At 44.4% G+C, this 12,723-nt stretch carries 11 protein-coding genes; 6 read left to right on the top strand and 5 right to left on the bottom strand.

Annotated features, from left to right (window positions below):
- Positions 1-162: 162 nt before the first annotated feature.
- From BVG16_RS21890 to BVG16_RS21880, 3 genes are read right to left on the bottom strand one after another with little or no spacing between them, the layout of a single operon-like run.
- Positions 163-945, bottom strand: a complete 783-nt coding sequence (locus tag BVG16_RS21890) for an ABC transporter permease (protein ID WP_078501455.1) — start codon at positions 943-945, stop codon at positions 163-165.
- A gap of 5 nt (positions 946-950) precedes the next feature.
- The gene (locus BVG16_RS21885) at positions 951-1,757 is read right to left on the bottom strand and encodes an ABC transporter permease (protein ID WP_332888801.1); all 807 of its coding nucleotides are present in this window, start codon (positions 1,755-1,757) and stop codon (positions 951-953) included.
- Positions 1,754-2,737, bottom strand: a complete 984-nt coding sequence (locus BVG16_RS21880; RefSeq protein ID WP_078501321.1) for an ABC transporter ATP-binding protein — start codon at positions 2,735-2,737, stop codon at positions 1,754-1,756. The genes BVG16_RS21885 and BVG16_RS21880 overlap by 4 nt, the downstream gene beginning before the upstream one ends.
- Positions 2,738-2,945: 208 nt before the next feature.
- Between BVG16_RS21880 and BVG16_RS21875 the strand changes: the two genes are divergently transcribed.
- From BVG16_RS21875 to BVG16_RS21865, 3 genes are all read left to right on the top strand, one after another.
- Positions 2,946-3,917, top strand: a complete 972-nt coding sequence (locus tag BVG16_RS21875) for a helix-turn-helix transcriptional regulator (RefSeq protein WP_078501320.1) — start codon at positions 2,946-2,948, stop codon at positions 3,915-3,917.
- A 95-nt stretch (positions 3,918-4,012) separates the two neighbouring features.
- Positions 4,013-5,227 (top strand): MFS transporter, encoded by a 1,215-nt coding sequence (locus BVG16_RS21870; RefSeq protein WP_078501319.1) that lies wholly within the window; start codon positions 4,013-4,015, stop codon positions 5,225-5,227.
- Between the two features lie 105 nt (positions 5,228-5,332).
- Positions 5,333-6,889, top strand: a complete 1,557-nt coding sequence (locus BVG16_RS21865; protein ID WP_078501318.1) for an ABC-F family ATP-binding cassette domain-containing protein — start codon at positions 5,333-5,335, stop codon at positions 6,887-6,889.
- Positions 6,890-7,075: 186 nt separating this feature from the next.
- Here BVG16_RS21865 and BVG16_RS21860 read toward each other — a convergent pair whose 3' ends face one another.
- Positions 7,076-7,753, bottom strand: coding sequence for a hypothetical protein (locus BVG16_RS21860; protein WP_078501317.1), 678 nt, complete (start codon positions 7,751-7,753; stop codon positions 7,076-7,078).
- 160 nt (positions 7,754-7,913) lie between these two features.
- Between BVG16_RS21860 and BVG16_RS21855 the strand changes: the two genes are divergently transcribed.
- The 3 genes from BVG16_RS21855 (at position 7,914) to BVG16_RS21845 (ending at position 11,498) form a co-directional block, all read left to right on the top strand.
- A complete protein-coding gene (locus BVG16_RS21855; protein ID WP_078501316.1) occupies positions 7,914-8,630 on the top strand; it encodes a response regulator transcription factor in 717 nt (238 codons plus the stop codon).
- A complete protein-coding gene (locus BVG16_RS21850; protein WP_078501315.1) occupies positions 8,627-10,000 on the top strand; it encodes a sensor histidine kinase in 1,374 nt (457 codons plus the stop codon). Before BVG16_RS21855 ends, BVG16_RS21850 begins: the two co-directional genes overlap by 4 nt.
- A 202-nt stretch (positions 10,001-10,202) precedes the next feature.
- Positions 10,203-11,498, top strand: a complete 1,296-nt coding sequence (locus tag BVG16_RS21845) for an Nramp family divalent metal transporter (RefSeq protein WP_078501314.1) — start codon at positions 10,203-10,205, stop codon at positions 11,496-11,498.
- 70 nt (positions 11,499-11,568) lie between these two features.
- On the opposite strand, the gene BVG16_RS21840 is transcribed toward BVG16_RS21845, so the two are convergent.
- Positions 11,569-12,660 carry a winged helix DNA-binding domain-containing protein gene (locus BVG16_RS21840; RefSeq protein WP_078501453.1) on the bottom strand — a complete coding sequence of 364 codons (1,092 nt, stop codon included), beginning with the start codon at positions 12,658-12,660 and terminating at the stop codon, positions 11,569-11,571.
- Between the last annotated feature and the right edge of the window lie 63 nt (positions 12,661-12,723).

Genomic DNA, 12,723 nt, shown 5'->3' with positions numbered 1-12,723 from the left:
ATCGAGGTCTATCCAAAGATGAGCGATAGCGTTTAAAGGTGGTTTTTATCTTCTTATGTGGTAGAAAAAAACAGGCAGTCTGGAATTCTTGCCTTCCAGGCTGCCTTCGATGTACTGATTTATTGTATAGTTGCTGGCTCATCTTTGAGTGGTTATTGAACATTAAGATCCAGTAGACCGATAGTGGCGCACCCCAATCCGCCATACGATGAGACAAGGGATAAGAAACAGGACTCCGGCTAAAGGCGTTAAGGCATAGACCGGATGTTGATATCCATCCCTATTTAGAATAAATAGAAGGGGCACATAATTGACGCAGCCAAACGGAATCACAAATGTAAAAAATCTGCGGACCCATTTTTGATAAATATTTAATGGATACTGCGTCATTTCTCGGCCGCCATCCGTGAATATATTGGCAATCTCAAGTCCTTGTACCGTCCAGAAGCTTATGGATGCAGTGAGGATAAAGATGCTTGTGAAGATAACGATGCCGCTAGCAACCATGAAAAATAGCGCAACGATCTTCAAGAAGGTCCAATCCACGTTAATATTTGTTACAGCCCAGATCAGGACGACAGCACTCAGGAATAAACGCCCAATACGAGTGAATTCGAATCGCGATCCGAATACTTGAACCACCGTACTTCGAGGCCGAACGAGTAATCTGTCGAAATTGCCGCTTACAATTAGACTCGAGAACGTATCAAACCCACGAGCAAAACACTCCGTTATTGAAAATGCCATTTGGGTCACCGCAAAACAAAGGGCAACCTCATAGAAATCCCAACCTTGCAGCTGTCCGAATCGATCGAACATAAAATATAATCCTGCAAACACGGTAAATGGCGTCAAGCATTGGCCTAGCGTAAGGAGAAGGAAGGACGCGCGATATTGCATTTGTGATTTGAACAAGAGCATCATGTATTTAAAATAGAGTGTCATCGTCATTAACCTCCTTGTACGACGATCCGTCGCAGGGCTCGGTCCATGGCAAATTTACCAACTGCTATGAGTCCAACCAGCCAGATACTTTGAATACATAACCCTGTTAGTGCCTCGGTTTTCGATAGGTTTCCAGTAAACACGCGGAATGGAAAATCAGCCGTCCAGTGAAAAGGCAGGACATAGACGATCTGCTGCATCCAATTCGGCATGAGCGGGACAGGAATGACCAATCCGGCAAAAAAATCGCCAAATACGCTGAACAGCAATAACGAGCCGGCTGGCGACATCGTGATAAATACGGAAATATAAATCAACATCGAGAGGGAGACAATCATGAGCAAACCAACAAATAGAGTGGCTAGAAACAACAGGAAAGAGGTGAAATCTGTAGGTAACTGAAGACCATATGGTTCAGGTAGGAAAATCACGAGAATCAGAATCGGGAAGCATCGCAGCATTGCGCTTGCAAGACGTTGGGCGAGGAGCTTGACGTACCAGAGTCCATATATGCCGCTCGGCCTGCATAATTCGTAAGCAATATTGCCGCTCGTGATGAGTTGGAACAATTCATCATCCCGAAACCATAATACGATGAATGCCAGGAAAGCTTGCTTCAGCCAAGTATACGTGATGACTTCTGCTAGAGTCATTGGCGGAGTTCCGCTCGTATGCGCGTAAAAGGCTTCAAAAATCATGATAAACATAAAACCGAAGAAGAACTGCGTTCCGATGCCTGCCAGTGCAGCCGCACGATATTGGAGCCCATTGCTAATTCGCAGCTTGAATACGGATATGTACGGTTTCATCATAACTGATACTCCTTATACATCTGCACAATAATATCTTCAATCGGTTGGGTGTCAATCGTGACATCCAGAAGCTCTACCTGCGATGATAATTGGGTGATGGCCTCGGACATCATGATTTGTTCCGTGTCTACGCTGAGGATTGCGCGATCAGGTGTCCAAGAGAGTAGGGTTGCCCCAGGAATTTGCAAGGGATGGGCGTTCTCTCGGTATTCTGCTGTGATCGTCCTTCGCGTACCGAATTGACTTCGCAGGCCTTGAACACTGCCGTCGTAGAGCAATGAACCTTTGCCAATTAATAAAATACGGTCTGCAAGGGCTTCGATATCATTCATATCATGCGTCGTCAGAATGACGGTGACCCCTTTTTCTTTGTTGATGGTCTTAATAAAGTGACGAACGGCGATTTTTGAAACCGCATCCAATCCAATCGTGGGTTCATCCAAAAATAAGATGCTCGGACTATGAAGCAAAGACGCGGCAATCTCACAACGCATCCGCTGACCAAGGCTTAACTGCCGAACGGGGGTGTGGATGATGTCTTTGAGATCCAGCGTATCGATCAGCAGCGTGAGCGTATCCCGGTATGCCGCTGGGGGTATCTTGTAAATATCTCGTAATAATTCGAATGAATCCATCACGGGAACATCCCACCACAGCTGCGAGCGCTGTCCAAATACGACCCCGATGTTCTGAACGTATGGCACTCGATCTAACCAGGGCGTGTATCCCATGATTGAACAAGTGCCGCGATCCGGCACGAGGATCCCGCTCATGACTTTAATCGTCGTTGATTTACCTGCCCCATTCGGACCGATGTACCCCACAATTTCACCTGGAGCAATCGAAAATGAAATGTCTTGTAACGCTTCCACCGTGGTATATTCCCGATGGAATAGTGATTTAACCGCATGCCTGATGCCCGATGGACGTTTTGCCACCAGGAATGATTTGCTTATGCCTTGTACCCTGATCAAACCCATTACCTCCTTTTCGTTGTAAAGTGACAGGAAAAAGATAGTATCATTAAAAGTTAATATATGTCAATAACAATTTATATTTTTAGGAATGGTCGGGCAAATTTGGTTTATTTTATGGTTAGGATAGTCAGAAGGCCGGTTCATCGTTATAATGTAAATGATAATGATTATCAATGAATCCAATGAATGATATGAATCGGAGAGCGGTACCATGATAGATAAAAATTTTCATCATAATTTTGAGCTTTTTTTCGACGGTCTTGAATTGCCACGACAGCATACCCATCGATCAGAGCACATGTCTCTTCAAGCGGAATTGGGACTCGGGACTGTTCGTCGGATTATACCACGTAAGGATATGGAGATCGTGATATCCGAGTATACCTTCCATCAAGATCGAACGTTTCACATGCAATCGGATGTTCCAATGGTCGAATTAAGCTTTTGTATACAGGGGACACGAGAAGTTTCCGTATCTGGTCTTCATTTTGAGCTTGTTCCAGGCAGTTGTATCCTGCAATTTTTGGACCCGACGGAAGTACATTTTAGCTTTGAACGTAACAAATCATTAACTTTGTTGGGCATTGGAATCCCGGTGTCAACGTTTCATCATTTTATGGAAGGAGCGGGAGAAGGGAGAACGATAGATTTTCATCAATTGCTGGGTAAGCGATCCTTCCGCATGTTTCAAGGCATGATCGAACCGACTTCTACCGTGATTCTGAATCGAATTCTACAAGCTGCACAATCAGGAAGTACCCGCAATATAGAGATGGAATGTCATGTGTTGGATCTCTTATCTACGGCTTTTCGATCTTTTCTGAGCGAGACGCAAGAAGAGACGACGACATTAACAAAACAAGATATGGAAAAAATTCGTCAAGCCAGAGACATTATGATGGAGCATATGGCAGATCCTCCGAAACTCACGGAGTTATCCCGAATGATCGGAATGAATGACTACAAATTAAAAGTTGGATTTAAAGAGCTATATGAGAATACGGTTTTCGGATATCTGCGAGAGCAACGGCTTGAAAAGTCCTTATTACTCCTGCAAGAGGGGAGATTTAATGTAAACGAAGTATCCTGTGCCGTGGGGTATTCGAATCCAAGTTATTTTGCAGAGGCTTTCCGTAACAAGTTTGGTGTGAACCCTGGGGAGTTTACTCGGCGCTTGTCATAGGAACATGTCACCCTCTAACCAGCAATATATTCCGCCTACTGGTAGATCGTTATCATCATGCCAGCGTAACATAAGTCCATAACTTGCAGGGAGGGATGGATTTGAAATACAAATTTATGATGATGTTCATGATCGTGTTATGTGGAATGATCTCGATTGCGGCATTCAATCCTATTATCGGCCCTTTATCCCGAATGATCGGGTTGAACGAGATCGAATCAGGCTGCCTGGTATCGGTAACTGGAATGTGTTGGTTGATTGGAGGATTTTTTTGGGAGAAATGTACTTTCATGAGTCGTAAAAAAATACTGGCGATGATCATGTTTGTGTATGTACTTACCCTAATTGGGTTTGGATTGTTGGCAGATGCTGCAACGAATTCTTCAACATGGAATCACACGGTCTTGTTCTGGATTTTCTTCGTGCTTCGCGCAGTTGCCGGCTTCTTCTTTGGGGGGATTCCAGCACAAGCACAGGCCTATGTCATGGGATGGACGACAGCGGATACGCGAACGAAAGGGATGGCATTATTCGGAGCTGCCAATGGGCTTGGCTTTGTATTAGGACCTGCATTAAGCGGATGGTTGGCATCCATCAGTCTTACGGCACCGATGTATGCCGCATCCACACTTTTAGTTCTCATTGCGTTATGGTTTATCGCATACATTCCCGATGCCCCGGTTCCGTCGATCCAGAAGCAAAGGAAACTATCGTTATCTCCCATGGATGCAAGGATCCGTTTATATTTATGGATTGGGTTCGTACTATCTATTGCACTTAATATGGTACAAGTTACAATTGGGTTCTATGTACAGGATCAGCTGGGGTACAATGCAGCACAAACCATGCAGTTTATTGGTCTTGGTCTGGCACTATCAGGGGTGATGGTCGTCGCGTCTCAGGTCATCATTACGAGATATCTGAAGAGCTCGCCGCGGCTCGTGTTACTCGTAGGTTTAAGTTGTGTGGCAGTAGGTTTGCTTGGATTCCTACTATTTATTCATCAAGCGATGATCGCATTTATCATATTAGGGTTTGGGATCGGGTTTACGATGCTTGGATATAGCGCAGGAGCATCGATGTCGGTCCAACATCATGAACAGAGAAGCGTCGCGACCTATATCGCAGCCTTACAAGGGGGAGGTGCATTCGTAGGTCCGGTCATTGGAACGATACTCTATACAAGTCATATATTACTCCCGTATGGGTTGGGTATTTCACTTATGATGATATTGCTCCTGTTCGTAATCAGGAAAAATTCGAATCGACAAGTTGCACAGGGGATTCCGCAGAACAGCAGCCATGATTAGGTTTTGTCCACAAAGAAATAATTTGTATCCTCATTCCATTGAGTTATTGACATGATACCGCTTATAATAGAACGAGAAAAAAGTCTAAAAGAAAAGGTGTCATGCATGAGTATATTAAATGTAGAACGATTAAGTCACGGCTTTGGAGATCGTGCGATTTTCAATGACGTATCTTTTCGCCTGCTGAAAGGCGAGCACATTGGACTCATTGGCGCGAACGGCGAAGGTAAGTCCACTTTTATGAATATCATTACGGGCAAGCTGCAGCCGGATGATGGCAAGGTCGAATGGTCCAAACGCATGCGCGTTGGCTATTTAGATCAGCATGCCGTGTTGAGCAAGGGTTTATCCATTCGGGACGTCCTAAGAGGAGCTTTCCAATACTTGTTCGATATGGAACAAGAGATGAACGATATGTATGGTAGAATGGGCGATGTATCTGCAGAAGAGCTTGAACAGCTGCTTGAAGACGTTGGTACGATTCAGGATACGTTAACGAACCAAGACTTCTATATGATTGATGCCAAAATTGAAGAAACAGCACGTGGGCTGGGCATTACCGATATTGGTCTCGATAAAGACGTGAACGATCTAAGTGGGGGTCAACGGACGAAAATTTTGCTGGCGAAGCTGCTTCTGGAGAAACCAGATATTTTGCTGCTGGATGAGCCGACGAACTACCTCGATGAAGTGCATATCGAATGGTTGAAGCGCTATCTGCAAGAATACGAGAATGCATTCATTCTGATTTCACATGATATTCCATTCCTGAATAGTGTTATTAACCTGATTTATCATATGGAAAATCAAGAGTTGAACCGTTATGTGGGAGACTACGACAAGTTTTTAGAAGTGCATGAAATGAGAAAATCACAGCTTGAATCCGCCTATAAACGTCAACAGCAGGAAATCGCTGATCTTAAAGATTTCGTAGCTCGGAATAAAGCGAGTGTGGCTACACGAAATATGGCGATGTCGAGACAGAAGAAACTGGACAAGATGGATGTTATCGAGCTTGCTAAGGAAAAACCGAAGCCGCAATTTAACTTCAAAGATTCGAGAGCTTCCGGCAAACTTATTTTCGAAACGAAGGATCTTGTCATTGGTTACGATAGTCCCTTATCTAGACCTCTTGACTTGCGTATGGAACGCGGACAGAAAATTGCGCTTGTCGGCGCGAACGGCATTGGTAAAACAACCTTGCTGCGGAGTATATTAGGGGAAATTCCTGCGATCTCAGGTACGGTACAACGTGGAGAGAATCAGGATATTGGCTATTTTGAGCAAGAAATGAAAGGTACCAACTACAATACCTGTATCGAAGAGATTTGGAAAGAGTTCCCGTCGTTCACGCAATTTGAAGTACGTGCTGCCCTTGCGAAATGCGGACTTACGACGAAACACATTGAAAGTAAGATCGCAGTTCTTAGTGGGGGAGAAAAGGCAAAGGTACGCTTATGCAAATTGATCAATCGCGAGACGAACTTGCTTGTACTCGATGAGCCGACGAACCACTTGGATGTAGACGCGAAGGAAGAGCTCAAACGTGCGCTTAAAGCTTTTAAAGGCAGCATTCTCCTCATTTCCCACGAACCGGAATTTTATCGTGATGTTGTGACGGAGACTTGGAACTGCGAGTCCTGGACAACAAAAGTATTTTAATGAAAAGCCTATCTGCCGCTAACTTGGATGTTAGTGGGGATAGGCTTTTTTTGGTAAGTTACTTTTATATTGAATAGTATGGTAGCAACAGCAAATCCCTGCCCAACCTAAGGTTGAAGCAGGGATTTTGCTGTTTTTATATCTCCTCACAAAGCATAATATCAAGTGAGTTAAGTATTTTCTCTCTTATTTTTCAACTTCCCAATCCGCAATACGTTGTTTGTATTGTTCTAGAAGGTTGGCCAAGGATTGCTTGATTTGGTCCGCATCCTTAGATTGTTCCGCTTTACTTAATTCGATTTGTGCTTTAAAGAAAGGGTCTTTGATTTCACCTGAATCGGTTGTGATCGCAACGCCAGTTTTAACCTCAACATTTAGGCCTTTCGTTTCTGTGAAAGTTATATCGCCATCTTGAGCATCATGCGCTGATTCAACCTTGATCATCTTTACAGCGTTCGCTGGCATTTTGTCAGAGGAATCTTTACCCGATACTAATTTGCGTTCTACTTTGAGTTCTGTGATATTCGGTTTTACGTCCGTTTGCTCGGTTGCAGATACAGTAGTACTCGCTGTCATTTTCGTAAACTTACTTGATGCAAGTTTATCGAACTTGTCCAATGTTGCTTCCCAATCCTGAACCGTATCTGGTGCATAGGTTTTAGCAAGATCCAGAGGATTCGAAAGCATAATTGCAAAGGGTGCAAATTTCGTATTTCCATCCTTTTGTAGTGCAATGGCCTTCATCGTTGGAGTAGAAGCTTGTGCCTCAGAATTTTCAGCAGCATTTGCCATGACTGGGCTAGCGACAGCCGATAAGAGTAGGGTCGATAAAGCAAGTCTTTTCATCATGTGTTTGTGGTTCATTGTGTAACACTCCTCATTCATTTGTTTTTTTCTTACAAGGCTAAGTGTATAAAAAGTGTGTGGCAGAACATTGGTGAAATTGTGGAAAAACAATGGCAAACTGCCACAGGTTACGAAGCCTTGATATACTAGAACATAGCAATAGCTTGGAGGTAACGTAATGAATAACAACTATTTAATTGCCATCGTAGACGATGATCAACATATACGCCATCTCGTCGAAGCGTATTTACAGAAAGAGAATTACCGTACGGTTGGACTCGAAACTGCGGAAGAAGCATGGACCTTATGGAGAACAACACCGCCGGATATGTGGGTACTGGATATCATGCTCCCTGGTATGGATGGATATGAATTTTGCAGACGGATACGTAATGAGGCAGAAGTTCCTATTATAATGATTTCTGCGAGAGATAACGAAGTTGATAAAATATTAGGCTTGGAGCTCGGGAGCGACGATTATTTGGTCAAGCCTTTCAGTCCCCGCGAGCTCGTAGCCCGTATCAAGCGACAGCTTCAACGTTGGTATAAATTAAAGAATGCCGATGACAAACCGTCCCGAGAAGAAGAGCAAGCCAAGATAGAACACGGCCAACTTCAACTATGGTTAGAAGATCGACGCGTGTTCTGGAATGGGGAAGAGGTAGATATGACCATCAAGGAATTTGCGATGCTTAAGGTATTGGCTGAATACCCGAACCGCGCTTTTACGAGGGACGAACTCCTTACGTATGTATGGGGAGACGATTATTTCGGAAGTGACCGTGCCGTGGATCATCTCATTAAACGCATGCGAAAGAAACTAGAGGATTTACCGATTGAAGCGGTGTGGGGACTTGGTTACCGCATGCGCGTAGAGGAGCGTGAGTCCATATGAAATTAATTCATCAGATTAATATAGCTTTTGCCGTGTCTCTTGTGCTTGTACTTTCCGTGACAGCGGTTCTCATCCATTATGTACTATTAGATCATTTCATTGGAGCACAAAGGGCGGATATGAAATCCATTGGAACAGCCATGACCGCTACTTTGGCTCAGGGAGCGATCAAAAACGATACCACCAAAGACGATACGTTATCTGGTCTTGCAACATCAGTCACGGTTTCTCCGTCCAACTTGTCGGTGCAAGCCATCGTTAGTGATAAGGGAGGGAATATCGTATCGGGTTCAGTGCTGCCTGTAACGGGGACTTCAAAACCCATGGCAATGCGTAGCGAGGTTTCAGAATCAGCCAAGCTTCAAGCGATTTGGGCAGGGGCAGACACAGGATATCTCGTTGAAGTGAGCAACATCCCGCAGGGAACACTCACCCTACTTACACCTATGAGTAAGATTAAGGCGATTGAACAAGCGCTGTTAGGGCGATTGCTGCTCGTATTCTGTGTTGGCGGTGTGCTCATGTTTCTGCTTAGCCTCCTCATAACACAAAGACTTATCAAACCTCTGATGCGATTAAATGCAGAGCTGAAGAAAGTGAAGGGGCGTCATTTCTCTGATGTGAAGTTAATCAAAGCTGGTGGCGAAATTGGTTCTGTGGCGAATACGGTGTATGAAATGGCAGGAGAATTGAAACGATTTAATCAAGTCCAAAAGCAATTTTTCCAAAATGCCTCACATGAGCTGAAAACGCCGCTGATGTCCATCTCCGGATATGCAGAAGGGATTCGCGATGGGATTTTTGAAGGAGACAGCATGCATAAAGGGCTGGATATTATCGTAAGTGAAAGTGGAAGGTTGAAGAACATTGTCACAGAGATGACGCTTCTTGCGAAATTAGACAGTGAAGAGGATATCTTTAACCCCGTAGACGTATGCGTAAAGGATTTGCTGAATGAGACGATTGAACGAATGAATCCATTACTTGTGAAAAAAGGTCTGACGCTTCACACCGACTATGATGAGAAGGAGTCCTTGATCATTCATGCCGACCGCGATAAACTGCTGCAAGCGCTGTTGAATGTCGTGTCCAATGCGACTCGATATGCGCGACATCATATCTATATCCATGCTGTAATGAACAAAGATCGCATTGAAATGTACATTTCCGATGATGGTGAGGGAATTTCGGAAGACTTGCTTCCTTTTCTGTTTCATCGTTTTGTCAAAGGAAAAGACGGAGAATCCGGGCTAGGCCTTGCCATATCTCGAGCCATTGTAGAGCGCTGTGGCGGATACATTACAGCAGACAATCGCACGGAGGGTGGGGCTAAAATTTCACTAGGATTTCCTTCGCATATGACATCATAAAACCGCACATTAAATGCCAGCCTACGAAGCTATTGTATCCAATAGAGCCGCGTAGGGTGGCATTTTTTGTTTAAACGTTCAGATGAGAATGATAATTATTAACTATTTACATTTTTCAAAAAGAGGACTATAATCAATTCAAAAGTTGCATAAGGTAAACTTTTATGGACATAGAAAAGATTTGGGCTAGGAGGAAACATATATGATAGAACAATCTCTCGAAAATAAAAAAGCCCTAATAAAACCACATAAATCGGTCATATCAGCTCATTCGGTATTAAGTGGAGAGGTTAAAGGACTGAAAAGCATACTTCCATTTCTCGGTCCTGCATTTATTGCCGCCGTCGCTTATTTGGATCCCGGCAATTTCGCCACTAATATAACAGCAGGTTCCACTTACGGATATATGTTGTTATGGGTGATTGCGGTATCGAATTTGATGGCGGTACTCATTCAAACCTTATCTGCGAAGTTGGGCATTGCTACCGGTCAGAATTTACCGGAAATCGCTCGATCCAGATTCCCCAAAGGGGTATCGATCTTCTTATGGATACAAAGTGAATTGGTCATTATTGCGACAGACCTTGCAGAATTCATTGGTGCAGCTCTAGGTTTATACCTGCTGTTCGATATACCGATGTTGCCGGCTGCACTGATCACGGCTGTGGGTTCGTTCGCTATACTAGAATTGCAGCGACGCGGGTTCCGGTCATTAGAAGCTGGAATCGGCGGTATGGTCTTGATCGTGGTACTAGCATTTGCTTTCCAGGTCGTGTTAGCGAAACCTGATATGGGAGCAGTTGCATTAGGAATGATTACCCCCAAATTTGAAGGTGTAGACAGTATTTTGCTTGCAGCGGGTATTCTTGGAGCAACCGTCATGCCGCATGCCATCTACCTACATTCATCTTTGACGCAGAATCGAATTGTCGGTAAAAATGATGCCGAGAAAAAAAGAATCTTTAAATTTGAACTGATGGATATCGTCTTCGCCATGATTGTAGCAGGTGCCGTGAATATGGCGATGGTTGTTATCTCAGCCGCATTATTTTTCAAAAACGGGTTGATCGTAGATGACCTCGAGATAGCCTTTCATAAATTCGGGGAACTGGTAGGGCCTGTATCATCGATTTCCTTTGGCCTTGCTTTATTGATTGCTGGATTATCCAGCGCATCTGTAGGAACAATGGCGGGCGACGTCGTTATGCAAGGTTTCATTAATAAACGTATTAATTTGTATCTCCGTCGGGCAATTACGACAATCCCACCGTTAGTTATTATCATTTCTGGTATTGATGCAACGAGAGCACTTGTCATGAGTCAGGTCGTCTTATCATTTGGTATTGCCTTCGCACTTATTCCTCTGGTTGTATTTACGAGCAATAAATCCATCATGGGTGCGTTAGTGAATCATCGAATTACGACAATCCTAGGGTGGATCATCGCTGGTATTGTTGTATTGTTGAACTTGTTCTTGGTTGTTGAAATGATACTATAGTGCATGAACACAAATGACGCTGTCCGAGGACGGCGTCATTTGTGTTCTATGCGATCCGTATACGTGGTCTTTATTCTTCGATGGGCAGGAACTTGACGGTATGGGTGGCGTCATGTGCTGCAGCGAATTGAAGCAGCTGCATACCTTCCTCTGCAATCCCGTGCCGGTCTTCATCGCGTAACTGTATGAAGGGTTGAATGGTCAACGTTGCAGCGTTGCGTTCCCGTTCGATTCTCCAGGTTCCAACAAAACCATCCAAGAGTAATGTTGATCGGATAATGCCATTACTCGTAAATACACGTTTGCGAAATGAGTCATCCAAGATCCGGTTACGATCAGCGTAAGAGAGGAGAATATTATCATATTCGCCAAGGAAGCGTAGGGGAGCCGGGGTGTCTGGATCAGGCCGAGGCGCATCAGGCAAGTCATACAACACAGTGCCCTGCTCATTTCGAAAGCGAATCAACTGCGGTAGAAGCCGCTCAACGTACGTATTTAGACGAGTAAGGCCTGACCATACTTGAATGTCTTTAATCGTAGCGGGGCCGAATGCAGCCAAATAACGAAGGATGAACTCTTCTGGTTCAGGATGAGAAGTAAGAGGTAGATTAAGCCATGCTTCAATAGACGTATGTATCGCTTGGCCGCTCTCGCCCCATAATCCACGTGGAGGCAATTGAACGAGTGGAACTCGTGTCCTGACGACTGCCGCTAGTGCCCCCGGATCTCGATCAGGCCATTGTTGTTGAAGACATTTGCCCATTTCGTTAAAAGTTAAAGGGCTAGCTTCTACGAGGGCTCGACCTGATGCAGCAATATCATCGAGACGGACATCACCCAAAAGTTTACCATAGGCTCCTTTTAATCCGCGTTCATGAGCTGATTGTACCCAGGGACGCAAAGAAAGACCATCTTGTGCAGATACCAAATGAATCGTTGAACGCATAAGCGCGATACGAATGATCTTCCGCTCACGGATCAGCGAAGACAAATCTTCCTGTTGAAAACCTTGAATTCTTGACCATAAAGCGAAGTAGGGAGCATTCGGCGATTGCGCTTGTAATCCCACCAAATGGCTAATAACCTCCAGTGTAGAGTATGGAGCACGAGTTAATAACATCTGTCTGGCGAGTAGAGCACGGTTCAAAGCACGCGTACCCATGATGGGAAGGGTTTCATGAGATGTTCTGGTTATCTGAGACCTCATTTTATCCGCACACATAAT

Source organism: Paenibacillus selenitireducens (assembly GCF_002021565.1).
GTDB lineage: Bacteria > Bacillota > Bacilli > Paenibacillales > Paenibacillaceae > Paenibacillus_K > Paenibacillus_K selenitireducens.
Note: the sequence above shows the minus strand (reverse complement) of the source record. Positions and strands in the feature narration are given on the sequence as shown.